34 protein-coding genes are annotated in these 22202 nt (G+C 68.1%); 1 reads left to right on the forward strand and 33 read right to left on the reverse strand.

The genetic code is table 11. The features are described 5' to 3' along the window. Nucleotides 1–95: 95 nt before the first annotated feature. The 20 genes from rplO to rpsJ all read right to left on the reverse strand — a co-directional run bounded on the left by rplO (nucleotide 96) and on the right by rpsJ (nucleotide 9751). Complete coding sequence (gene rplO / locus ACFVTR_RS06230) at nucleotides 96–764, reverse strand: 50S ribosomal protein L15 (RefSeq protein WP_376944318.1); 669 nt, start codon at nucleotides 762–764, stop codon at nucleotides 96–98. Next, a complete protein-coding gene (gene rpmD / locus ACFVTR_RS06235; protein ID WP_022889741.1) occupies nucleotides 764–949 on the reverse strand; it encodes a 50S ribosomal protein L30 in 186 nt (61 codons plus the stop codon). The genes rplO and rpmD overlap by 1 nt, the downstream gene beginning before the upstream one ends. After that, nucleotides 949–1647 (reverse strand): 30S ribosomal protein S5, encoded by a 699-nt coding sequence (rpsE, locus tag ACFVTR_RS06240; RefSeq protein ID WP_157423227.1) that lies wholly within the window; start codon nucleotides 1645–1647, stop codon nucleotides 949–951. Before rpsE ends, rpmD begins: the two co-directional genes overlap by 1 nt. Next, on the reverse strand, nucleotides 1644–2003 hold the full coding sequence (gene rplR, locus ACFVTR_RS06245; RefSeq protein ID WP_376944314.1) for a 50S ribosomal protein L18: 360 nt from the start codon (nucleotides 2001–2003) through the stop codon (nucleotides 1644–1646). Before rplR ends, rpsE begins: the two co-directional genes overlap by 4 nt. A 2-nt stretch (nucleotides 2004–2005) precedes the next feature. After that, nucleotides 2006–2542, reverse strand: coding sequence for a 50S ribosomal protein L6 (gene rplF / locus ACFVTR_RS06250; protein WP_387035685.1), 537 nt, complete (start codon nucleotides 2540–2542; stop codon nucleotides 2006–2008). Between the two features lie 4 nt (nucleotides 2543–2546). After that, on the reverse strand, nucleotides 2547–2945 hold the full coding sequence (gene rpsH / locus ACFVTR_RS06255; RefSeq protein WP_022889737.1) for a 30S ribosomal protein S8: 399 nt from the start codon (nucleotides 2943–2945) through the stop codon (nucleotides 2547–2549). Nucleotides 2946–3102: 157 nt separating this feature from the next. Next, the gene (gene rplE, locus ACFVTR_RS06260; RefSeq protein ID WP_376944310.1) at nucleotides 3103–3687 is read right to left on the reverse strand and encodes a 50S ribosomal protein L5; all 585 of its coding nucleotides are present in this window, start codon (nucleotides 3685–3687) and stop codon (nucleotides 3103–3105) included. Further along, nucleotides 3687–4046 (reverse strand): 50S ribosomal protein L24, encoded by a 360-nt coding sequence (gene rplX / locus ACFVTR_RS06265; RefSeq protein ID WP_376944308.1) that lies wholly within the window; start codon nucleotides 4044–4046, stop codon nucleotides 3687–3689. The genes rplE and rplX overlap by 1 nt, the downstream gene beginning before the upstream one ends. Before the next feature lie 4 nt (nucleotides 4047–4050). Further along, the gene (rplN, locus tag ACFVTR_RS06270) at nucleotides 4051–4419 is read right to left on the reverse strand and encodes a 50S ribosomal protein L14 (RefSeq protein WP_157423221.1); all 369 of its coding nucleotides are present in this window, start codon (nucleotides 4417–4419) and stop codon (nucleotides 4051–4053) included. 32 nt (nucleotides 4420–4451) lie between these two features. Continuing rightward, on the reverse strand, nucleotides 4452–4772 hold the full coding sequence (gene rpsQ / locus ACFVTR_RS06275) for a 30S ribosomal protein S17 (protein ID WP_376944306.1): 321 nt from the start codon (nucleotides 4770–4772) through the stop codon (nucleotides 4452–4454). Nucleotides 4773–4774: 2 nt separating this feature from the next. Next, entirely contained in the window at nucleotides 4775–5101 is a 327-nt protein-coding gene (gene rpmC / locus ACFVTR_RS06280; protein ID WP_376944304.1) for a 50S ribosomal protein L29, read from the reverse strand. Continuing rightward, nucleotides 5101–5520 (reverse strand): 50S ribosomal protein L16, encoded by a 420-nt coding sequence (gene rplP / locus ACFVTR_RS06285; RefSeq protein WP_022889731.1) that lies wholly within the window; start codon nucleotides 5518–5520, stop codon nucleotides 5101–5103. Before rplP ends, rpmC begins: the two co-directional genes overlap by 1 nt. Nucleotides 5521–5522: 2 nt before the next feature. Then, a complete protein-coding gene (rpsC, locus tag ACFVTR_RS06290; protein ID WP_157423219.1) occupies nucleotides 5523–6275 on the reverse strand; it encodes a 30S ribosomal protein S3 in 753 nt (250 codons plus the stop codon). Then, nucleotides 6275–6640 (reverse strand): 50S ribosomal protein L22, encoded by a 366-nt coding sequence (gene rplV / locus ACFVTR_RS06295; RefSeq protein WP_026378675.1) that lies wholly within the window; start codon nucleotides 6638–6640, stop codon nucleotides 6275–6277. Before rplV ends, rpsC begins: the two co-directional genes overlap by 1 nt. Nucleotides 6641–6665: 25 nt before the next feature. Beyond that, complete coding sequence (gene rpsS / locus ACFVTR_RS06300) at nucleotides 6666–6947, reverse strand: 30S ribosomal protein S19 (protein WP_022889728.1); 282 nt, start codon at nucleotides 6945–6947, stop codon at nucleotides 6666–6668. Between the two features lie 12 nt (nucleotides 6948–6959). Continuing rightward, complete coding sequence (gene rplB, locus ACFVTR_RS06305) at nucleotides 6960–7799, reverse strand: 50S ribosomal protein L2 (RefSeq protein WP_157423218.1); 840 nt, start codon at nucleotides 7797–7799, stop codon at nucleotides 6960–6962. A 16-nt stretch (nucleotides 7800–7815) separates the two neighbouring features. Beyond that, nucleotides 7816–8118, reverse strand: coding sequence for a 50S ribosomal protein L23 (rplW, locus tag ACFVTR_RS06310; protein ID WP_022889726.1), 303 nt, complete (start codon nucleotides 8116–8118; stop codon nucleotides 7816–7818). Continuing rightward, complete coding sequence (rplD, locus tag ACFVTR_RS06315; RefSeq protein WP_387035689.1) at nucleotides 8115–8774, reverse strand: 50S ribosomal protein L4; 660 nt, start codon at nucleotides 8772–8774, stop codon at nucleotides 8115–8117. Before rplD ends, rplW begins: the two co-directional genes overlap by 4 nt. Nucleotides 8775–8777: 3 nt before the next feature. Next, nucleotides 8778–9434, reverse strand: coding sequence for a 50S ribosomal protein L3 (rplC, locus tag ACFVTR_RS06320; protein WP_376944300.1), 657 nt, complete (start codon nucleotides 9432–9434; stop codon nucleotides 8778–8780). Between the two features lie 8 nt (nucleotides 9435–9442). After that, on the reverse strand, nucleotides 9443–9751 hold the full coding sequence (gene rpsJ / locus ACFVTR_RS06325; protein ID WP_017201594.1) for a 30S ribosomal protein S10: 309 nt from the start codon (nucleotides 9749–9751) through the stop codon (nucleotides 9443–9445). Between the two features lie 486 nt (nucleotides 9752–10237). Between rpsJ and ACFVTR_RS06330 the strand changes: the two genes are divergently transcribed. Then, a complete protein-coding gene (locus tag ACFVTR_RS06330; protein ID WP_387035691.1) occupies nucleotides 10238–10693 on the forward strand; it encodes an OsmC family protein in 456 nt (151 codons plus the stop codon). 16 nt (nucleotides 10694–10709) lie between these two features. Here the strand turns inward: ACFVTR_RS06330 and ACFVTR_RS06335 are convergent, their stop codons facing one another. From ACFVTR_RS06335 to ACFVTR_RS06395, 13 genes are all read right to left on the reverse strand, one after another. Beyond that, a complete protein-coding gene (locus tag ACFVTR_RS06335) occupies nucleotides 10710–11924 on the reverse strand; it encodes an acyltransferase family protein (RefSeq protein WP_387035693.1) in 1215 nt (404 codons plus the stop codon). Nucleotides 11925–12069: 145 nt separating this feature from the next. Next, nucleotides 12070–13263 carry an elongation factor Tu gene (tuf, locus tag ACFVTR_RS06340; protein WP_376944293.1) on the reverse strand — a complete coding sequence of 398 codons (1194 nt, stop codon included), beginning with the start codon at nucleotides 13261–13263 and terminating at the stop codon, nucleotides 12070–12072. Between the two features lie 112 nt (nucleotides 13264–13375). Beyond that, nucleotides 13376–15490 (reverse strand): elongation factor G, encoded by a 2115-nt coding sequence (gene fusA / locus ACFVTR_RS06345; protein ID WP_387035695.1) that lies wholly within the window; start codon nucleotides 15488–15490, stop codon nucleotides 13376–13378. Between the two features lie 144 nt (nucleotides 15491–15634). Beyond that, entirely contained in the window at nucleotides 15635–16105 is a 471-nt protein-coding gene (gene rpsG, locus ACFVTR_RS06350) for a 30S ribosomal protein S7 (protein ID WP_022889721.1), read from the reverse strand. Beyond that, entirely contained in the window at nucleotides 16105–16479 is a 375-nt protein-coding gene (rpsL, locus tag ACFVTR_RS06355; protein ID WP_022889720.1) for a 30S ribosomal protein S12, read from the reverse strand. The genes rpsG and rpsL overlap by 1 nt, the downstream gene beginning before the upstream one ends. A 223-nt stretch (nucleotides 16480–16702) precedes the next feature. Continuing rightward, nucleotides 16703–17350, reverse strand: a complete 648-nt coding sequence (locus ACFVTR_RS06360) for a spermidine/putrescine ABC transporter substrate-binding protein (RefSeq protein ID WP_157423390.1) — start codon at nucleotides 17348–17350, stop codon at nucleotides 16703–16705. 104 nt (nucleotides 17351–17454) lie between these two features. Next, nucleotides 17455–17958, reverse strand: coding sequence for a DUF6121 family protein (locus ACFVTR_RS06365; protein WP_387035697.1), 504 nt, complete (start codon nucleotides 17956–17958; stop codon nucleotides 17455–17457). A gap of 35 nt (nucleotides 17959–17993) precedes the next feature. Beyond that, entirely contained in the window at nucleotides 17994–18542 is a 549-nt protein-coding gene (locus ACFVTR_RS06370; RefSeq protein WP_387035700.1) for a hypothetical protein, read from the reverse strand. A gap of 34 nt (nucleotides 18543–18576) precedes the next feature. Continuing rightward, entirely contained in the window at nucleotides 18577–19245 is a 669-nt protein-coding gene (locus tag ACFVTR_RS06375; RefSeq protein ID WP_387035703.1) for a hypothetical protein, read from the reverse strand. Further along, nucleotides 19242–19703 carry a hypothetical protein gene (locus ACFVTR_RS06380; RefSeq protein WP_387035705.1) on the reverse strand — a complete coding sequence of 154 codons (462 nt, stop codon included), beginning with the start codon at nucleotides 19701–19703 and terminating at the stop codon, nucleotides 19242–19244. The genes ACFVTR_RS06375 and ACFVTR_RS06380 overlap by 4 nt, the downstream gene beginning before the upstream one ends. After that, entirely contained in the window at nucleotides 19704–21530 is a 1827-nt protein-coding gene (locus ACFVTR_RS06385) for a hypothetical protein (protein WP_387035707.1), read from the reverse strand. Beyond that, complete coding sequence (locus ACFVTR_RS06390; RefSeq protein ID WP_387035709.1) at nucleotides 21530–21805, reverse strand: hypothetical protein; 276 nt, start codon at nucleotides 21803–21805, stop codon at nucleotides 21530–21532. Before ACFVTR_RS06390 ends, ACFVTR_RS06385 begins: the two co-directional genes overlap by 1 nt. A gap of 93 nt (nucleotides 21806–21898) precedes the next feature. Next, nucleotides 21899–22186, reverse strand: a complete 288-nt coding sequence (locus ACFVTR_RS06395) for a WXG100 family type VII secretion target (RefSeq protein WP_157423389.1) — start codon at nucleotides 22184–22186, stop codon at nucleotides 21899–21901. Nucleotides 22187–22202: the final 16 nt, after the last annotated feature.

The following is a 22202-nucleotide window of genomic DNA, read 5'->3' on the forward strand; positions in this document are numbered from 1 at the left end:
CGCAGGGAGTTGGTTCGTTATACGACTCGAGCCAGTCGAGACCCCGCTTATCCTACGCGAGGTCCCGACTGGCTCGAACCAATCGTGTTTCGGTCTTACTTGACCGAGCCGCCGGCGGCGACGATCTTCTGCTCGGCCGAGCCGGAGACCTTGTCGACGGCCACGTTGAGCTTCACCTGGATGTCGCCGTTGCCGAGCACCTTGACGCGCTCGTTCTTGCGCACGGCGCCCTTCTCGATGAGGTCGGCGATGGTGACATCGCCGCCCTTCGGGTAGAGCTCGGCGAGCTTGTCGAGGTTGACGACCTGGTACTCGACGCGGAACGGGTTCTTGAAGCCGCGGAGCTTCGGCGCACGCATGTGGTACGGAAGCTGGCCACCCTCGAAGCCGGGGCGGATGTTGTTGCGGGCCTTCGAACCCTTGGTGCCGCGACCGGCGGTCTTGCCCTTCGAACCCTCACCGCGTCCGACGCGGGTCTTGTCCTTCTTGGCACCGGGAGCGGGGCGGAGGTGGTGGACCTTCAGCACCTGCTCGCGCTTCTCCGCGACGTCGGCCTTGGGGGCCGCCTTCTTCGCGGGAGCCTTCTTCGCGGGGGCCTTCTCGGCCTTCGCGTCGTCGGCCTTCGCGGCAGCGGCCTTGGCCGGAGCCTTCGTCGCTGCAGCCGCCTTGGGGGCGGCCTTCTCGGCGGCGGGCTTCGCGGCGGCCTTCTTCGCCGGGGCCTTCTTCGGGGCCTCGGTGGTGGCGTCGTTCTTCTCGTCAGCCATTAGTCAATCTCCTCAACCTTCACGAGGTGAGCGACGGTGTTGACGTACCCGCGGTTCTGCGGGGTGTCCTCACGCACGACCGACTGGCCGATTCGCTTGAGCCCGAGGCTGCGCAGCGTGTCACGCTGGTACTGCTTCTCGCTCACCTTGGACTTGATCTGGGTCACCTTCAGCTGCTTGGCCATCAGGCACCTGCCTTCGCTGCTGCGGCAGCCTCGGCCGCCTGTGCCTCGGCACGGATGAGGCGCGCGGGGGCGACCTCGTCGTAGTCGAGACCACGACGGGCGGCGACCGCACGGGGCTCCTCGAGCTGCTTCAGCGACTCGACCGTGGCGTGCACGATGTTGATCGTGTTCGACGAGCCGAGCGACTTCGAGAGCACGTCGTGGATGCCGGCGCACTCGAGCACGGCGCGGACCGGACCACCGGCGATGACACCGGTACCGGGCGACGCCGGGCGCAGGAGCACCACACCGGCGGCAGCCTCACCCTGGACGGGGTGGGGGATGGTCGAACCGACGCGGGGAACGCGGAAGAAGTTCTTCTTCGCCTCCTCGACGCCCTTCGAGATCGCGGTCGGAACCTCGCGCGCCTTGCCGTAGCCGACGCCGACGAGCCCGTTGCCGTCACCCACGACGACGAGCGCCGTGAAGCTGAAGCGACGGCCGCCCTTGACGACCTTCGACACGCGGTTGATGGTGACGACGCGCTCGAGGAACTGGCTCTTTTCAGCGTCGCGACCACCACGGTCACGGCCCTGGTTGCGGTCGCGACCGCCGCCACGGCGCGAGTCGCGCTCGTTGCGGGCCGGCTCGGACGCCGCTGCCGTCTCGACGGGTGCCTCTGCGGTCACCTCGGTCTCCTTCACAGTGTTCTCGCTCACAGGCTCAGTCCTGCCTCTCGCGCTCCATCGGCGATCGCTGCGACGCGACCGGCGTACTTGTTGCCGCCGCGGTCGAACACGACGGAGTCGACACCGGCCTGCTTGGCGCGCTCGGCGACGAGTTCGCCGACCTTCTTCGCCTTTGCGGTCTTGTCACCGTCGAACGCACGGAGGTCGGCCTCCATGGTCGACGCCGACGCGACGGTGTGACCCTTGGCGTCGTCGACGACCTGCACGAAGACGTGGCGGGCCGAGCGGGTGACGACGAGACGGGGGCGGAGCTCCGTGCCGACGATCTTCTTGCGAAGGCGGGTGTGGCGGCGCGAACGCGCGGCCGTCTTGCTCTTCACAGCCATGATTACTTACCTGACTTTCCGGCCTTGCGACGCACGACCTCGCCGGCGTAGCGGATGCCCTTGCCCTTGTACGGCTCGGGCTTCTTGATCTTGCGGATGTTGGCGGCGGTCTCGCCGACGGCCTGCTTCGAGATGCCGGCGACCGTGATCTTGTTGTTGCCCTCGACGGTCAGCGTGATGCCCTCGGGAGCCTCGACCGTGACCGGGTGCGAGAAGCCGAGCGCGAACTCGACGGCGCTGCCCTTCTGCGCGACGCGGTAACCGGTGCCGACGATCTCGAGGCCCTTGGAGTAGCCCTCGGTGACACCGATGATGTCGTTGGCGATGAGGGTGCGCGTGAGGCCGTGGAGCGAACGCGAGGCGCGCTCGTCGTCGGGACGGGTCACGACGACCTGGTTCTCCTCGAGCTTGACCTCGATGGGGGACGCGACGTTGAGCGAGAGCTCGCCCTTCGGGCCCTTGACGGTGACGGCGGAGCCGTCGATCTTGACGTCGACACCCGCGGGGATCGCGATGGGGAGTCGTCCGATTCGTGACATGGGGTTACCACACGTAGGCGAGGACTTCCCCACCCACGCCCTTCTTCTCGGCCTGGCGGTCGGTCAGCAGACCGCTGGAAGTGGACAGGATCGCGACGCCGAGGCCGCCGAGGACCTTGGGCAGCTCGGTCGACTTCGCGTACACGCGGAGGCCGGGCTTCGAGACGCGCTTGATACCGGCGATCGAGCGCTCGCGGTTCGGGCCGAACTTGAGCTTCAGCGTGAGGGTCTTGCCCACGCGAGCGTCGGTGACCTCGAAGTCGGCGATGTAGCCCTCGAGCTTCAGGATCTCGGCGATGTGCGCCTTGAGCTTCGAGTTGGGCATCGACACGGAGTCGTGGTGCGCGGAGTTCGCATTCCGCAGGCGGGTCAGCATGTCAGCGACCGGGTCGGTCATCGTCATGACGATTCGTTCCTTACGTTCACCAGGTTTCAGGACCCGTTACACGGGGACTGACCTGTGGTGTGGCCTCAGCGATTGCATGAGACCGAAGTCCCGCACCCGCCGGCCTCCGAGTGATCGGAGACCGGCGAATGCGAGCACAAACTCGTAGAGTCTACTACGCGTTGTCGGCCGACTTGAACGGGAAGCCGAGCGCCTTGAGCAGCGCGCGACCCTCGTCGTCGTTCTTGGCGGTGGTCACCACGGTGATGTCCATGCCGCGAACGCGGTCGATCTTGTCCTGGTCGATCTCGTGGAACATCGACTGCTCCGTGAGACCGAAGGTGTAGTTGCCGTTGCCGTCGAACTGCTGGTCGCTGAGTCCGCGGAAGTCGCGGATGCGGGGCAGGGCGAGCGAGAGCAGGCGGTCGAGGAACTCCCACATGCGGTCGCCGCGGAGCGTGACGTGCGCACCGATCGGCTGACCCTCGCGCAGCTTGAACTGCGCGATCGACTTGCGGGCCTTGGTCACCTGCGGCTTCTGGCCGGTGATCTTGATGAGGTCGGCGATCGCGCCGTCGATGACCTTGCCATCGCGGGCGGCCTCGCCGACACCCATGTTCACGACGATCTTCACGAGGCCGGGCACCTGGTGCGGGTTCGTGTACTCGAACTGCTCGGTGAGGCCCTTGGCGATCTCGCCGCGGTACTTGGTCTTCAGTCGCGGCTGGATTTTGCCAGCCTGCGTAGCCGTGTCGGTCATTACAGGTCCTTACCTGACTTCTTGGCGTAGCGGACGCGGACGGTCTTCGTGACGCCGTCCTTCGTCACCTGCTCGGTGCGGAAGCCGACGCGGGTCGGCTTCTTCGTCTCGGGGTCGACGATCGCGACGTTCGAAACGTGGATCGGCGCCTCGTGGGTCTCGATGCCGCCGGTCTTCGAGCCGCGCTGCGTCTGACCGACGCGCACGTGCTTCGTGACGAAGTTCACGCCTTCGACGACGACGCGGTTCTCGGCGACGAGCACCTCGAGGACCTTGCCCTGCTTGCCGCGGTCTCCGCCGCGAGCCTGGCTGCGGCCCGAGATGACCTGGACGAGGTCGCCCTTCTTGATGTTGGCCATGTTTTTACAGCACCTCCGGTGCCAGCGAGATGATCTTCATGAACTTCTTGTCGCGAAGCTCGCGACCGACCGGCCCGAAGATACGGGTGCCGCGGGGGTCACCGTCGTTCTTCAGGATGACCGCGGCATTCTCGTCGAACTTGATGTACGAGCCGTCGGGACGACGGGTCTCCTTGACGGTGCGGACGATGACGGCCTTGACCACATCGCCCTTCTTGACGTTGCCGCCGGGGATAGCGTCCTTGACGGTCGCGACGATGACGTCACCGACACCGGCGTAACGACGCTTCGAACCGCCGAGAACGCGGATCGTGAGCAGCTCCTTGGCGCCGGTGTTGTCGGCGACCTTGACTCGTGATTCCTGCTGAAGCACTTCGAACTCCTTCTTTCAAGCAAGCCCGAGGCTTACTTGGCCTTCTCGACGATCTCGACGAGACGCCAGCGCTTCGTGGCGGAAAGGGGGCGGGTCTCGCTGATCACGACGAGGTCGCCGATGCCGGCGGTGTTCTGCTCGTCGTGCGCCTTGACCTTCGAGGTACGGCGGATGACCTTGCCGTACAGCGGGTGCTTCACGCGGTCCTCGACCTCGACGACGATGGTCTTCTCCATCTTGTCGCTGACGACGTAGCCGCGGCGAACCTTGCGGTAGCCGCGCACCTCGGTGGACTCCGCGAGGTCGGTCGCGGTTTCGACCGCGGGCTTCGCAGCCTTCTTGGTCTCAGCCATGATCAGGCCTCCTTCGTCTCTGCGGCGTCGGCCGGGGCATCCGCCTCGGCCTTGGCCTTCTTCGTCTTCTTCTCGGCCTTGGCGGGGGCCGCCTCGACCGGCGCGGGCGTGGCACGGATGCCGAGCTCGCGCTCACGGATGACCGTGTAGATGCGGGCGATGTCGCGCTTGACCGCACGGAGGCGGCCGTGGCTCTCGAGCTGACCGGTGGCCGACTGGAAGCGCAGGTTGAACAGCTCTTCCTTGGCCTTCTTCAGCTCGTCGACGAGTCGCTCGTCTTCAAAGGTGTCGAGCTCTGCGGGGCTGAGCTCCTTGGTGCCGACGGCCATTATGCGTCGCCCTCCTCGCGCTTGATGATGCGTGCCTTGAGGGGCAGCTTGTGGATGGCACGGGTCATGGCTTCGCGGGCGAGCTCCTCGGAGACGCCCGAGACCTCGAAGAGGACGCGACCCGGCTTGACGTTGGCGACCCACCACTCGGGCGAACCCTTACCGGAACCCATGCGGGTTTCGGCCGGCTTCTTCGTGAGCGGACGGTCGGGGTAGATGTTGATCCACACCTTGCCGCCACGCTTGATGTGACGCGTCATGGCGATACGAGCGGACTCGATCTGACGGTTGGTCACGTAAGCGGGCGTCAGCGCCTGGATGCCGTACTCACCGAACGACACCTTGGTGCCACCGGTGGCCTGGCCCGAGCGGCCGGGGTGGTGCTGCTTGCGGTACTTGACTCGACGGGGAATCAACATGGTTATGCCTCAACTCCTGCGGTCGCCGGCTCGGCCTTGGGGGCGCGGTCGCGACGGGGACGGTCGTTGCGGTCGCGAGACGGCTTCTGGGCCGCCTGCTCGCGCGCGAGTTCCTTGTTGGTGATGTCGCCCTTGTAGATCCAGACCTTCACGCCGATGCGGCCGAAGGTGGTCTTGGCCTCGTAGAAGCCGTAGTCGATGTTCGCGCGGAGCGTGTGCAGGGGCACACGGCCTTCGCGGTAGAACTCCGAGCGGCTCATCTCGGCGCCGCCGAGACGGCCCGACACCTGGATGCGGACACCCTTGGCGCCGGCGCGCTGCGCGCCCTGCAGGCCCTTGCGCATCGCGCGGCGGAACGCCACACGAGCGGAGAGCTGCTCGGCGATGCCCTGCGCGACGAGCTGGGCGTCGGCCTCGGGGTTCTTCACCTCGAGGATGTTGAGCTGGATCTGCTTGCCGGTGAGCTTCTCGAGGTCGGCGCGGATGCGCTCGGCCTCGGCGCCGCGGCGGCCGATCACGATGCCGGGACGCGCCGTGTGGATGTCCACGCGGACGCGGTCGCGGGTGCGCTCGATCTCGATGCGCGAGACACCCGCGCGGTCGAGCGACGTCTGCAGCAGACGGCGGATCTTGACATCCTCGGCGAGGTAGTCGGCGTAGCGCTGTCCGGGCTTCGTCGAGTCGGAGAACCACCGCGACACGTGGTCGGTGGTGATGCCGAGACGGAAGCCGTACGGGTTGACCTTCTGACCCATTACTTCGTACCCTCCTCGGGCGTGGCGAGCACGACGGTGATGTGGCTCGTTCGCTTGTTGATGCGGAAGGCACGACCCTGCGCACGCGGCTGGAATCGCTTGAGGGTGGTGCCCTCATCGACGAATGCGCGGCTGATGTAGAGGTCCTGCTCGTCCAGATAGGTGTTCGTTGCATCGGCCTTGACGCGAGCGTTCGCGATGGCCGAGGCGACGAGCTTGTACACGGGCTCGCTCGCACCCTGGGGGGCGAACTTCAGGATGGCCAGGGCCTCCTGAGCCTGCTTGCCGCGGATCATGTTGACGACACGACGGGCCTTCATGGGGGTCACGCGGATGTGACGCACGCGTGCGATCGACTCCACCATTTCTTTCCTCCTTCACGCCACCGCGTCAGCGGCGGCGGCCCTTCTTGTCGTCCTTCACGTGACCACGGAAGGTGCGGGTGGGGGCGAACTCGCCGAGCTTGTGACCCACCATGGTCTCGGTGACGAACACCGGGATGTGCTTGCGGCCGTCGTGCACGGCGATCGTGTGCCCGAGCATGGCCGGGATGATCATCGAGCGGCGCGACCACGTCTTGATGACGTTCTTCGAACCGGCTTCGTTCTGGACGACGACCTTGCGAAGCAGGTGCTCGTCGACGAAGGGGCCCTTCTTGAGACTGCGAGGCATCTTCTCTTACTCCTACTTGCGCTTCTTGCCGACGGTGCGACGACGGACGATGAGCTTGTCGCTTTCCTTGTTGGGGCGACGAGTGCGGCCCTCGGACTTGCCCCAGGGGCTGACCGGGTGACGACCACCGGAGGTCTTGCCCTCACCACCACCGTGCGGGTGGTCGATCGGGTTCATCGCGACACCACGCACGGTCGGGCGGACGCCCTTCCAGCGCTTGCGGCCGGCCTTGCCCCAGTTGATGTTCGACTGCTCGGCGTTGCCGACCTCGCCGACGGTCGCGCGGCAGCGCGCGTCGACGTTGCGGATCTCACCCGAGGGCAGACGGAGCTGCGCGTAGGGGCCGTCCTTGGCGACGAGACGCACCGAGGCGCCGGCCGAGCGAGCCATCTTGGCACCGCCACCGGGGCGCAGCTCGATGGCGTGCACGACGGTACCGGTGGGGATGTTCTTCAGCGGCAGGTTGTTGCCCGGCTTGATGTCGGCGTTCGGGCCCGACTCGACGATGTCGCCCTGCGAGAGCTTGTTCGGAGCCAGGATGTAACGCTTGGTGCCGTCGACGAAGTGCAGCAGCGCGATGCGCGCGGTGCGGTTGGGGTCGTACTCGATGTGAGCGACCTTGGCGTTGACGCCGTCCTTGTCGTTGCGACGGAAGTCGATCACGCGGTACTGGCGCTTGTGGCCACCACCGATGTGACGGGTCGTGATGCGACCCTGGTTGTTACGACCACCGGTCTTCGACAGGGGGCGGAGCAGCGACTTCTCAGGAGTCGAACGCGTGATCTCCGCGAAGTCGGCGACCGACGAACCGCGACGACCCGGGGTCGTGGGCTTGTACTTACGAATAGCCATTTTCTACCTCTGCTCCTTAGCCGACAGCCGTGAAGATGTCGATCGAGCCGGACTTGAGGGTGACGATCGCGCGCTTCGTGTCCTTGCGCTTGCCCATGCCGAACCGGGTGCGGCGGGTCTTGCCCTGACGGTTCAGGGTGTTGATCGACGCCACCTGGACGTTGAAGATCTTCTCGATGGCGAGCTTGATCTCGGTCTTGTTCGAGCGGGGGTCCACGGTGAACGTGTACTTGCCCTCGTCGATCAGGCCGTAGCTCTTCTCCGAGACGACCGGCGCGATGATGATGTCGCGCGGGTCCTTGTTGTGTGCGGCGCTCATGCGGAGACCTCTTCCTTCTTCGCCGACTTCGCGGCCACGAAGGCCTCGAGCGCGGCGGCGCTGAAGACGATGTCGTCGGCGACGAGCACGTCGTAGGCGTTGAGCTGGTCGACCGGCAGCACGTGCACGGTCGGGATGTTGCGGACGGCGCGCTCGGCGAGCTCCTCGTCGCGCGTGAGCACGATCAGGAAGTGCTTGGCCGGGGCGATGCCGCCGAGGAGCGCGATCGCGTCCTTCGTGCGGGGGGCCTCACCGGGGACGAACCCGGAGACCGCGTGGATGCGGCCGCCGCGAGCGCGGTCGGAGAGGGCGCCGAGGAGAGCCGCGGCGATCATCTTCTTGGGGGTCCGCTGCGAGTAGTCGCGCGGCTGCGGGCCGTGCACGACGCCACCGCCGGTCATGTGCGGAGCGCGGATCGAGCCCTGACGAGCGCGGCCGGTGCCCTTCTGCTTGAACGGCTTGCGACCGGCGCCCGAGACTTCGCCGCGGGTCTTGGTCTTGTGCGTGCCCTGGCGTGCCGCAGCGAGCTGCGCGACGACGACCTGGTGGATGAGCGGGACGTTGGTCTGCGCGTCGAAGAGCTCGGCGGGCAGCTCGAACGAGCCGGACTTCTTGCCGGTCGCGTCGAGCACGTCGATGGTGTTGGCGGTAGCCATGGACTACGCCCCCTTCACTGCGTTGCGGACGAAAACGAGACGGCCGCGAGCACCGGGAACCGCGCCCTTGACGAGCAGCAGGCCCTTCTCGGCGTCGACGGCGTGGACGCGGAGGTTCAGCACGGTCACGCGCTCGCCACCCATGCGACCGGCCATGCGCATGCCCTTGAAGACACGGCTGGGGGTCGACGAAGCACCGATCGAACCGGGCTTGCGGTGGTTGCGGTGCGAACCGTGCGAAGCCGAGACGCCCTTGAAGTTGTGGCGCTTCATGACACCGGCGAAGCCCTTGCCCTTGCTCGTGCCGACGACGTCGACGAGCTGGCCGGCCTCGAAGGCACCCTCGACCGCGAGCTCCTGGCCGAGCTCGTACGACGCGGCGTCCGCGGTGCGGACCTCGGTCACGTGGCGGCGGGGAGTCACGCCTGCGGCCTGGAAGTGGCCGGCGGCGGGCTGGTTGACCTTGCGCGGGTCGATGGCGCCGGCGGCGATCTGCACGGCCTCGTAGCCGTCCTTCTCGACGGTGCGGAGCTGCGTGACCACGTTCGGGGCGATCTCGATGACGGTGACGGGGACGAGCTTGTTGTTCTCATCCCAGACCTGGGTCATGCCGAGCTTCGTGCCGAGCAGACCCTTCACGTTCTTGGTAGCGGAAGACATCTGTTACCTCAGAGCTTGATCTCGATGTTGACGTCGGCCGGCAGGTCGAGACGCATCAGCGAGTCGACGGCCTTGGGCGTCGGGTCCACGATGTCGATGAGACGCTTGTGGGTGCGCATCTCGAAGTGCTCGCGGCTGTCCTTGTACTTGTGGGGCGAGCGGATGACGCACACCACGTTCTTCTCCGTCGGAAGCGGCACGGGGCCGACGACCGTGGCGCCCGCGCGGGTCACCGTGTCGACGATCTTGCGCGCCGAGGTGTCGATGACCTCGTGGTCATACGACTTCAGTCGAATGCGGATCTTCTGTCCCGCCATTGCTGACTCTCTCTCTGTCAAGGCGTCTTACCCCTTCCGAGGGCATCGGACGCCGCGTAGCTACTCCGTGTGAAGCACCACTGTTCTTCTGTCAAAGGCCGGTGATCGAGCCTGTCGAAGCCACCCGCCCGGATGACCCGGGGCGGTGCCCTCGACACGCTCGACCTTCGAGCCCCAACCGGCGCGCACGCAGCACGGGAAGACCCGTGCCAGGTGGTTGTCGGTTGTGTGTTCTGCTGCCTGCCGCCTAACCTGACCCCGGAGCTGCGCTTCGGGTGGTTATGCACTGCCTGACAGTGATTCGAACGCGCGCACGAGGGCACGCGTTCGAAATGTTGAACTCAACGAGTTTGCCACAGTCGAGACGTCCGTGCAACCCGGGCGTGTCGCGCCCGCCGCTCCTCACAGGGACGTCGCAGGAAACGGCTCCGATCCGCGCGATGCCGCATGATGGGTGGAGGGGCCATGACCCCGTCTGGAGGCGCAATGAGCGAGCACGCACATCAGGTCAGCGATCGGATCGGACCGGGCAGCGTCTCGGTCACGCGCACCGGTCCTCGCAGCTACGAGGGGCTGAACGAGCGCGGCGCCACGGTGCGCATCGGCGGCGACGAACTCGAGGGCGTGCACTTCTCGCCGGGCGAGCTACTGAAGCTCGCCCTCATCGGCTGCGCGGGCCTCAGCACCGACCGGGTCGCGGCCCGGCGGCTCGGCGACGACTACGCGATCACCATCTGGGCGCACGGCCTGAGCGACCCCGAGACGAACCGGTACACCCGCGTCGAGGAGGAGTTGCTCGTCGATCTCGGCGGGCTCGAGGCATCCGATCGCACCAAGCTCATCGAGATCATGGCCCGGGCGATCGAGCGGGGATGCACCGTGGCGCGCAGCGTCGAGGACAGCATCGAGCTCGACACCACCATCGACGGTTCCCCGGCGTAGCCGCGCCGGACGCCGCTCACTCCTCGACGGAGTTCTCGCACGCCGCCGCGCGCTCGCCCGCCATGCTCGGAGCGACGACGCCCGCTCCCACGATGACGGCGATGAGTCCGGCGAGGCCGCTCAGCAGGAACACGGGGCGAAGCCCGAGCCCGCGGCGGCCCTGGCGGAACGGATCCTCGATCCAGCGCTTCGACAGCCCCGCGACGAGCACCGACACCGCGACGAGGACCACCATCAGCCACGGCGGGCTCGGCATCCCGGTCAGGTAGGGGGTGAACATGAAGATCGGCCAGTGCCAGAGGTACAGCGAGTACGAGACGTCGCCCGTCCACTGCACCGGACGCAGCCGGGCGACGCTCGCGGGCGACCAGGCGCGCTCCGGCATGCCCGCCCAGATGACTGCGAGCGTGCCCACCACCGGCATCAGCACCACGAGTCCGGGGAACACCTCGGGCGAACGGAAGGCGACGATCGGCACCACGATGAGCACGAGCCCCGCCCATGAGACGACGGAGCGCACCCCCGCCCTGCCGGTGAGCTGGGGGCGGCTCACGATCGCGAGGATCCCGCCGACGCCGAACTCCCAGGTGCGCGCGAAGGTCGAGAAGTAGGCGAGGTTCGGATCCTGCACGGTGAGGAGCACCGAGTGCACGAACGAGGCGACGGTGACGACCGACAGCATCACGAGCACCACGACGGTGGATGCCCCGCCCCGCCGGGCGGCGATCCAGAGCGCGACGATGATGAGCAGCGGCCAGAAGAGGTAGAACTGCTCCTCGACCGACAGCGACCAGAAGTGCTGCACAGGGGTCGATTCGAGATCGGCGCGCCGAGGGATCTGGGAGTCGACCGCCAGCTGCCAGTTCTCGTAGTAGAGGGTGGCCGCGACGATCTCGCGGAACCACGAACGCCACTCGCGCTGCGGGACGAGCAGCAGGGTGAGCGCCGAGACGGCCGCGAGGGTCGCGATCGCCGCGGGCAGGATGCGGCGGGCCCTGCGGAGGTAAAAGTCGCGCAGTGAGAGGCGGCCCGATCGCTCGACCTCCCGCATGAGGAGCCCGGTAATGAGGAACCCGGAGACGACGAAGAAGACGTCGACGCCCATGTAGCCGGCGGGTGCCACGGCCGGCCAACCGTGATGGAGCACAACCGCCCCCACGGCGACGGCCCGGAGAGCCTGGATCTCGGGACGTACCGTGGATCGAGCGAATGGCGGGGGTGAAGCAGCCATCGGCTCAACCCTACGGTGAAGGCGATCGTTCGCCCAAGGGCGACTTTCGCGATACCGCCCCTCGGAGGCGCCCCGACCCTCGGAGGGAACGACGAAGGGGGCCGGGCCGAAGCCCGACCCCCTCACAGGTCGCGTATCGCGAAGATTACTTGATGATCTTCGTGACGGTACCGGCGCCGACGGTGCGGCCACCCTCGCGGATGGCGAAGCCGAGGCCCTCCTCCATGGCGATCGGCTGGATCAGCTCGACGACCATGTCGGTGGTGTCGCCGGGCATGACCATCTCGGTGCCCTCGGGCAGCGTGATGACGCCGGTGACGTCGGTGGTGCGGAAGTAGAACTGCGGACGGTAGTTCGCGTAGAACGGGTTGTGACGGCCGCCCTCGTCCTTCGAGAGGATGTAGGCAGTGCCCTCGAAGTTGGTGTGGGGGGTGACCGAACCCGGCGCCACGACGACCTGGCCGCGCTCGACGTCCTCGCGCTTGGTGCCGCGGAGCAGGAGACCGCAGTTCTCGCCGGCCCATGCCTCGTCGAGCTGCTTGTGGAACATCTCGATACCGGTGACGGTGGTCTTCTGCGTCGGGCGGATGCCGACGATCTCGACCTCGGAGTTGATCTTCAGCGTGCCACGCTCGGCGCGGCCCGTGACGACCGTGCCACGGCCGGTGATCGTGAAGACGTCCTCGACGGGCATGAGGAACGGCTTGTCGCGGTCGCGCACCGGGTCGGGCACGGACGAGTCGACGGCCTCCATGAGCTCGAGAACCGAGTTGACCCACTTCTCGTCGCCTTCGAGCGCCTTGAGGCCCGAGACGCGAACGACCGGAGCGTCGTCGCCGGGGAAGCCCTGCGACGAGAGCAGCTCGCGGACCTCGAGCTCGACGAGCTCCAGGATCTCCTCGTCGTCGACCATGTCGCTCTTGTTGAGCGCGACGAGCAGGTAGGGCACGCCGACCTGCTTGGCGAGCAGCACGTGCTCACGCGTCTGAGCCATCGGGCCGTCGGTGGCGGCGACCACGAGGATCGCGCCGTCCATCTGAGCCGCACCGGTGATCATGTTCTTGATGTAGTCGGCGTGACCAGGGGCGTCGACGTGCGCGTAGTGGCGCTTCGGCGTCTCGTACTCGACGTGCGAGATGTTGATCGTGATGCCGCGCTGACGCTCTTCGGGAGCCGAGTCGATCGACGCGAAGTCGCGCTGAACGTTGGTCGCCGAGGGGTACTTGTCAGCAAGCACCTTCGAGATCGCAGCGGTGAGCGTGGTCTTGCCGTGGTCGACGTGACCGATCGTTCCGATGTTGACGTGCGGCTTGGTCCGCTCGAACTTGGCCTTAGCCACTGTGGGTCCTCCTCAGGACTCGTGTAGAGCCGCCGGGCGCTGGATTGCGACCGGTGGCCTACGGGGGTTGTGTTGATATGTTACGCGAACCGGAAGGTTCGTGCGGGCAGGGCTATTCGCCCTTGTTCTTCTGGACGATCTCGTCGGCGACAGCCTTCGGGACCTCCGCGTAGCTCTCGAACTCCATCGAGTACACCGCACGGCCCGAGGTCTTCGACCGCAGGTCACCGATATATCCGAACATCTCCGAGAGCGGGACGTGCGCACGCACGACCTTCACACCGGCGGCGTCCTCCATGGACTGGATCTGGCCGCGGCGCGAGTTCAGGTCGCCGATGACGTCGCCCATGTACTCCTCAGGAGTACGGACCTCGACGCTCATCAGCGGTTCGAGCAGGACGGGGTTCGCCTTGCGAGCGGCTTCCTTGAAGCCCATCGAGCCGGCGATCTTGAACGCCATCTCCGAGGAGTCGACGTCGTGGGCGGCACCGTCGAGCAGGCTCGCCTTGACACCGACCATCGGGTAGCCGGCGAGGATGCCGTACTGCATCGCGTCCTGGAAGCCGGCGTCGACCGAGGGGATGTACTCGCGCGGCACGCGGCCACCCGTGACCTTGTTCTCGAACTCGTAGGTCTTGTCGCCTTCGATCTCGAGCGGCTCGAGCGCGAACTGGATCTTCGCGAACTGGCCGGAACCACCGGTCTGCTTCTTGTGGGTGTAGTCGTGACGCTCGACCGCGCGGCGGATCGTCTCGCGGTAGGCCACCTGGGGCTTGCCGACGTTCGCCTCGACGTTGAACTCGCGCTTCATGCGGTCGACGAGGATGTCGAGGTGGAGCTCGCCCATGCCCTTGATGACCGTCTGACCGGTCTCCTGGTTCTGCTCGGTGCGGAAGGTCGGGTCCTCCTCGGCGAGCTTCTGGATCGCGGTGCCGAGCTTCTCCTGGTCGGCCTTGGTCTTCGGCTCGATGGCGACCTCGATCACGGGGTCAGGGAAGGTCATCGACTCGAGCACGACCTGGTTGTCGGGGTCGCACAGCGTGTCACCGGTCGTCGTGTCCTTCAGACCGATGACGGCGTAGATGTTGCCCGCGGTCAGGAAGTCGACCGGGTTCTCCTTGTTGGCGTGCATCTGGAAGATCTTGCCGATGCGCTCCTTGCGGCCCTTGGTCGAGTTCACGACCTGCCCGCCCGAGTCGAGACGACCCGAGTAGACGCGCACGTAGGTGAGGCGACCGAAGAACGGGTGCACGGCGACCTTGAACGCGAGCGCGGCGAAGGGGTCCTTCGCGTCGGCGTGACGGAGGATGATCTTCTCCTCGTCGCGCGGGTCGCGGGCCTCGACGGCCGGCACGTCGAGCGGCGACGGCAGGAAGTCGATGACCGCGTCGAGCATCGGCTGGACGCCGCGGTTCTTGAACGCGGAGCCGCAGAGCACGGGGTAGATCTCGGAGTTGACGGTGAGCTTGCGGATCGCGGCCTTGATCTCGGCCACGGTCAGCTCTTCGCCGCCGAAGTACTTCTCCATGAGCTCGTCGCTCGTCTCGGCGACGGTCTCGAGCAGCGCGGTGCGGTACTCGGCGGCCTTCTCCACGAGGTCGGCGGGGATCTCCTCGACGGCGTACTTCGCGCCCATCTGGACGTCACCCTTGGCGTCGCCGCGCCACGTGAGCGCGCGCATCTCGACCAGGTCGACGACGCCCTCGAACGAGGACTCCGCACCGATCGGGAGCTGCAGCACGAGCGGCTTCGCGCCGAGGCGCGAGATGATCGTGTCGACTGTGAAGTAGAAGTCGGCGCCGAGCTTGTCCATCTTGTTGACGAAGCAGATGCGCGGGACGTTGTACTTGTCGGCCTGGCGCCAGACTGTCTCGGACTGGGGCTCGACGCCCTCCTTGCCGTCGAAGACGGCGACCGCACCGTCGAGCACGCGGAGCGAACGCTCCACCTCGACCGTGAAGTCCACGTGGCCGGGGGTGTCGATGATGTTGATCTGGTTCTTGTTCCAGAAGCAGGTCACGGCGGCAGACGTGATCGTGATGCCGCGCTCCTTCTCCTGCTCCATCCAGTCGGTCGTCGAGGCGCCGTCGTGGGTCTCGCCGATCTTGTGGTTGACGCCCGTGTAGAACAGGATGCGCTCGGTCGTGGTGGTCTTGCCGGCATCGATGTGCGCCATGATGCCGATGTTGCGGACCTTGTTCAGGTCGGTGAGCACGTCTTGTGCCACGGGGGTTCCTCCGGAGGATTCAGGAAGCGAAGGTGGGGGGCGGGTGGATGCCTCGGCGCGGTGCTGGGGCATCCACCCGGCCTACTGCCAACGGCAGTGGGCCTGAGGGATGCAGCCGCGGTGCGGAGGCATCCACCCGGCCTACTACCAGCGGTAGTGGGCGAAGGCGCGGTTCGACTCAGCCATCTTGTGCGTGTCTTCGCGGCGCTTGACCGCAGCACCCAGGCTGTTCGACGCGTCGAGGATCTCGTTGGTGAGACGCTCGGTCATGGTCTTCTCGCGACGAGCCTTGGCGTAGCTGGTGAGCCAGCGGAGCGCCAGGGTGTTCGCACGGTGGGGCTTGACCTCGACGGGGACCTGGTAGGTCGAGCCGCCGACGCGGCGCGAGCGCACCTCGAGGGTGGGGCGCACGTTGTCGAGCGCCTTCTTGAGGGTGGCGACGGCGTCCTGGCCGGACTTGGCGGCGACGTTCTCGAGCGCTTCGTAGACGATGCGCTGCGCGAGGTCCTTCTTGCCGTCGACAAGGATCTTGTTGACGAGCTGGCTGACGACCGGCGAGCCGTAGACGGGGTCTGCGACGACGGGGCGCTTCGGAGCGGGTCCCTTGCGAGGCATTACTTCTTCTCCATCTTCGCGCCGTAGCGGCTGCGAGCCTGCTTGCGGTTCTTCACGGCCTGCGTGTCGAGGGCGCCGCGGATGATCTTGTAACGGACACCCGGGAGGTCCTTCACACGACCGCCGCGAACGAGCACCATCGAGTGCTCCTGCAGGTTGTGGCCCTCACCGGGGATGTAGGCGGTGACCTCGGTGCCGTTCGAGAGCTTCACACGGGCGACCTTGCGGAGCGCGGAGTTCGGCTTCTTCGGGGTGGTGGTGTACACACGCGTGCACACGCCGCGCTGCTGGGGGTTGGCCTTCAGGGCGGGAGCCTTGGTCTTGGTGACCTTCGGCGAGCGACCCTTGCGGACCAACTGCTGAATGGTTGGCACTGCTTCTCCTTGTTGGTGCTGCACGGTGACAGCGGTGATGGATTTCACATCAGACCCACCGGCGCCGCGGAACCGCGGAGCCTGCAATGGTGGGTATGCCGTGGGGGTGACCCGCTGAACAGCGCAGGCACCCGAATGCGCGCGCCTGAGCGCACACACCCGATCTATGGTAATGCCACGTAACGTTGCGGTCAAATGACGGCGGATGCCGCGGGCGCGCCCGTCAGCCCGGCCACCCCGGGGCGTCGAGTTCGCGGTCGAGGTCGGCGAGCATCTCGGCGACCTGCGGCTCGACGAGCCGTTCGATCGCATTGCCGATGCGGTAGCGGTGCTGGGCGAGCTCGATGCAGATGCGTCGACCGAGCTGCTTGGCGAACTCGTCGGCAAGTCGCACCTCTTCACGCAGCGCCTCCTTCTCCTCCAGGGTGAAGGGGCGCGGTGCGGGCTCGTTCGCCTCGGCCGCCGTGACGGCCTCGAGGCCGCCGAGTGTGAAGAGGAACGGCTGGTCGGGAACCGGCTCGGGGTCGACCTCGAGGCCGAGGTACTCGGGGTCGAGGCCCTCACCCGCACGGTACGGGCGCCGGGCCTTGCGCTCTTCGGCGAGCCGGATCTCGCGGTGCAGCATCGGCAGGTTGCGTGCGGTGTAGTCGTCGACGGACACGTCGATGACCCCCTTCATGCGCATCGAGAAGGCATGCTGCACCGGATGCGGGATGTCGACGTCGAGGCCCGCCGCGGCGAGGATCGGCGAACCGAAACAGCGCTGGCAGAGGCGAACGCGGGCACGATGCGTGCCGGGTCGCCACCGCGGCAGCCACTGCAGCCAGCGGTCGACCTCGTGGCTCACGCGCGCCTCGACCGAACCCTCCATCGGGTTCACGATACTGCGCCGGATGCCGCGGCGCGCCCAGTCGGCGAACGAGTGGCGCCGCGCCGCTCCGCTCGTCCCGCGTGCTCGGGAGTCTGGCGTTCGCCCTACTCCTCCTCGTCGCGCTCCCACGGCCAGCGCGGACGCTCCATCCCGCCGCGCCGTCCGCGCGCGACGAGGACGGCCAGGGACGCCGTGAGCGCCGCGCAGGCGGGCACGAGCAGGCCGAACCAGCCGGAGCCGAGCACCAGGGCGAACCGCAGGCTCGCGAACACCGCCGACGAGGAGCCGAGCAGGTGCCCGATCGCGGCGACCGCGACGAAGGCGAGCCAGCTCGCGACCGCGGCGACGATCACGGTGCCCGCCATGCGTTCGGGACGGCGCAGCAGCACGCCCAGCGCGATGAAGACCGTCACGACGGATGCCCCGACCGCCGCGGGTCCGACGAGGAGGCCGACCGACGGGTCCCCGACGACCTCGAGGTCGAGCAGCAGGCTCACGAAGCCGAACCCGCAGACGACGAGCGCGAGGTCGAGCGCCGCGGCGAAGCTCGCGACGACCCATGCGTCACGCGTGCGCTGCGGTTCGCTCCCGCGCGATTCGTCGGCCATGACCCGAGGCTACGCCGGTTCGGTCACCCGGGTGATCAGTCGACGAGGCGCAGCGACGCGACGATCTTGGCGAGCGAGGGCGCGGCGCTCGCGACGAGCTCCTGCGGGGCCGGGCTCGCCATGACGCGCACGGTCGCCCGCTCCCCCTGGAGCAGGTACGCCAGGCCCGCGGCCGGCCTCCGCTCGGGCGCGGGTGCGAACAGGCAGCGGACCGAGATGCCGCTGCCGATGCCGGGCACCTCCACCGGGTCGACGACCGGCCGGCCGACGAGCTCGGCGTCGCCGAGCAGCGCCCGCACGAGCGAGCCCTCGATCGTCTGCGGCTCGGAGACGCCGATGCTCACGACGAGGCCGAACGGCGCCAGCTCGGGCAGGTGGACGAGTCCGACCGCGGCGCCCGGCAGCAGGCGGTCGCGGGCCTGCGAGAGCCACTGGCGAACGGCCTCGAGCTGCTCGTCCGTCGCATCGGCGTGCCGGCGACGGACGCCGTCGAGCGCCTCGTCGACCCACGCCTCGCCGCGCTCGCTCGGGTCGGTGGGCACGCGCACCCAGGCGCTGCTCGGGGCGTCGAGTTCGAGTCTCATCCGGACAGCATCGCACGCCTGCCCGGCGGCCGCGTCATCGGGAGGCGAGCTCGGCCCGCAGATCGCCCGTGCGCTCCGCAGGGCGCCACTCGGCCGCCGCGACGATCGCGTCGAAGAGCTCGAGCATGAGCGGCCCGGCGTCGACGAGGATCGTCGAGAACCCCACGAGCACCGCGGCCGGCCGGCCGGGCTCCGTGAGCCAGTAGTCGACCTGCAGCGCCTCGGCCTCGTCGTCGCCCGAACCCGAGGTCACGAGACGCGAGCGGCGCAGCACGATCGAGTCGCCCTTCTCGAACGCCACTCCCTCGTCCTCGGCGAACTCGGACCACAGGCGGTCGGAGTCGGCGCCCGCGGTGCCCCCGAGGAGGCCGGCGACGAGGTGCTCCGCGACGAGCGCCGGTTCGGGGCGATCGCCGAGGGGAAGCGCCGGCCGGTACTCGATGAGCGTCGTCGCGAGCGTCGCCCGCGACGCCAGGCGCAGCGCGATGTGCTGCTGGGTGGCGCCCGCGGAGATCGCCCGCCCCGCGGCATCCGTCAGGCGTCGCCGGTGCGCCGCCCTGATCGCCGCGTCGTCGTCGCGTCGGCCGTACTCGCGCCGGACGAGCTCGCGGATCGACTCGGCGGCCTCCGCCGGCGAACCGAGCGGCACCTCCCACCACTCCCCCGGAAGCCGGAACTCCAGTGCGGCCCGTGCCGCGGTCACCCCGCAGCCTCGGCGAGTTCCTCGTCGGTGAGGACGAGCCCGCTGCCGCGGTAGGCCCCCACCTCGATCGGGATCTCGGACCGGCGCTCGGACAGGCGCAGCTCGGCCGGAGCCTCGCCGCCGGCGGGATCGGGAGCGGCCACATGGAAGGCGTACGTCGTGAAGCCGTCGGCGCCCGCGTCGACCGCCCGCACCGCGCCGAGGAGCACCTCGCCGAGGGCGGCGTCGCCCTGCTCGTCGAGCTCGATCTTCGCGCTGAGCCGGTACGAGCCGGGGGTACCGGCGCTCGCAGTGCCGATCGTCGCCGAGGCGACCCCGTCGATCGACTCGAGCTCGCGCTCGATGGCCGCCGCATCGATCTTCATCTCGGTTCCCTCCGTCGTGGGCGTGGTGCACCCGGTCAGCGCGGCGAGCACGACGGCTCCGCCGAGCAGCAGGCGAGATCTGCGCGCCCGCATCTAGTCGCCCCTCGTGTACGCGTAGTCGGTGCTGCCGGTCGGCTCCCTGAAGTAGTCGGAGACCTGGATCCCGTCGTCGGCGTCGGGGTCGTCGGCCATGAACGCCGTGCCCTGCGACGACCCGCCCTCGTCGACCTGGTTCTGCATGGTCGTCTTGTACTTCTCGGAGTCGTGACCGAGCGCGTCGGCCCCGCCGGGCGGCGGGACGTCGATCTTGTAGCGGTTCGGCTGGTTCGAGTAGTCGGGCGCCCAGGGGTTCTCGGTGCGAGGCACCGGATCGGTCGTGTGGGAGACGTCGAGCACTCGGATGCTCGGCGGGATGGGGAGGTCGTCGACCGATGACCCGGCGACCGCGATCGCGTCCACCTTGTACGTCGACGTGAAGTCGGGGTCGGAGGCGAGGTTGCCCGCGGTGATGCCGCCGAGGCTCCAGCCGGCGAGCATCACATGCGACCCCGGGGGGATGCCGTGCTCCTGCATCGCCGCGATCACCATCTTCTCGAGCTGCGTCTGCTGTGCCTGGTCCATCTTCGCGACGATGTCGCTCGTGACGTCGTTGCCGCTCTCGCCGCCCGGCGTCCACTGCTGGGTGCTCGGGATGTGGATCCGATAGACGATGGTGCCGTCCGCCGCCACGCACGGCACGATGCGGACCACGGACTCGTGATTGGTGTCGGGGTCGTTCGGATCGAGGTGGCCCGCCTCGTCGATGTCCTGGAGATCCTCGAACAGGTCGGCGAGGCCCTGGTCCTGTTGCGGCTTCCACCCCTCGGTCCGATCGACGAAGACGGGGTCGCCGGCCTCGGCGCCCGAGGCGAGCTTGACGACGAGCCAGAGCGCGGGGGCGAGCGCGAACAGGGCCACGATGAGCGCCTGGGTGAGCGCCTCGACCGGGTCCATCCCGGTCATGAGATTCACCGCCGTGAACATGACCACGGTGAGGAGCAGCCCGATGACCGCCGCCGTCACGAGTGCGACCAGCACGAGCACCACCGCGACGAGGGCCATGCCGATGGCCAGCAGCACGACCGCGGCGAACGCGATCAGCGCGATCGCCGCGAGCAGGGCGACGACCGCGAGCGCGAGCACCGCGAGCGCCAGCAGTGCGATCACCCCGAGCAGGACGAGGGCGGCGATGACGATGAGCACCGCCGTGATGAGCTCGACGATGGCCTTGACGACCGCCGTGATCGCCTCGAAGACGGCCTTGACCGCGTCGCGCACGAAGTCGAAGAGCCCGTCGAGGGCGCCGGTGAAGCGGTCCCAGAGCGAGTCGTTGAGGTCGCTGCCCTCGACGACGTTCTCGATGCGTTCCATCGCCCGGCGGGCAGCCTGCTCGAACTCCTCGACGGCCTGGGCGTGACGTCGCTGCGCGGCTGCCGCGTCGGCGCCGTGCTCGTCGGCGGCGGCGCCCGCACGGCCGACCCTGCGCTCCGCGGCGCGCCGTTCATCGGCCTCCGCGGCGGTCGGGAGCGCCTGCAGATCGAGGACCGCGGCGCGACGCGCGTCGGCAGCCCGATCGGCCGCGGCCTCGGCCGCTTCGGCGTCGTCGATCGCCGCCGCGGCGTCGGCCTGCGCGCGCTCATGGACCGCGGCGAAGTCGAGCAGCGCGCGTCCCGTCTCGGAGTACCGGGCCTCGGCCCGCTGGATCTCGCCGGCGAGGGCGCCTGCTTCGCGGCGAATCCGGTCGAGGGCGAGACTGCGCATGTCGTCGGGGCTCGCGATCGCCTCCAGCTCGGCGACCGCGCTTCGGATCGCCTGCGCGGTGTCGACGAGTCGCGCGCCGCTCCGGCGCACGATCGCGGGTTCTCCGTGGATCGGTTCCATCACCCCTCCGAGGCCAGGTCGCGGTCGAGCGTGGTGAATGCGTCGTGCACCGCGACGAGGGCCGAGGCGACCGTGTCGAGCTGCTCGGCGAACTCGTCGCGGCGATGCGACCAGGTCGATTCGAAGTCGCGGATCGTCCCGGCCAGATCGCCGTGGCCGCAGGCGTCGGCGGCCGCGCCGGCGACGCCGTCGGTGCCGTCGAACGCGTTCGCGAGCGAACTCGCGTTGCGCGCCCCCTCGCCGATCACGGCGAGGTCGAGTCTGATCATGCCCATCAGCTGCTCCTCTCGATGCGGGGCGCGGTGTCCGGCGGGGCCGAACAGTCCTCGGCGGGTGCGGCCGAGGCCGCACCCGCCGAGCCGCGAGGACTAGTTGCCGGCGAGTGCCTGGTCGGTGTCCTTGATCGCCTGCATCATCTTGCGCAGCGACTCGCCCATGTCGGAGATGCCCTCGATCGCCTTCTCCAGACCGGTCGTCAGCTCCGTGTAGCCCTCACCGAACTTGCCCGACGCGTGCTGCGTCTTGAAGTCGTCACCGAGGAGACGGTCCACATCGTCCTTCAGACGACGCAGCACGTCGCCGATCTCCTCACGGCCCGAGTCGAGACGACCGGCCATCGACTCCATCTCACCGTACGACGCCTTGAAATCAGCCATCATCAACCCCATCCAT

It is taken from the genome of Agromyces sp. NPDC058126 (assembly GCF_042884595.1).
Lineage (GTDB): Bacteria > Actinomycetota > Actinomycetes > Actinomycetales > Microbacteriaceae > Agromyces.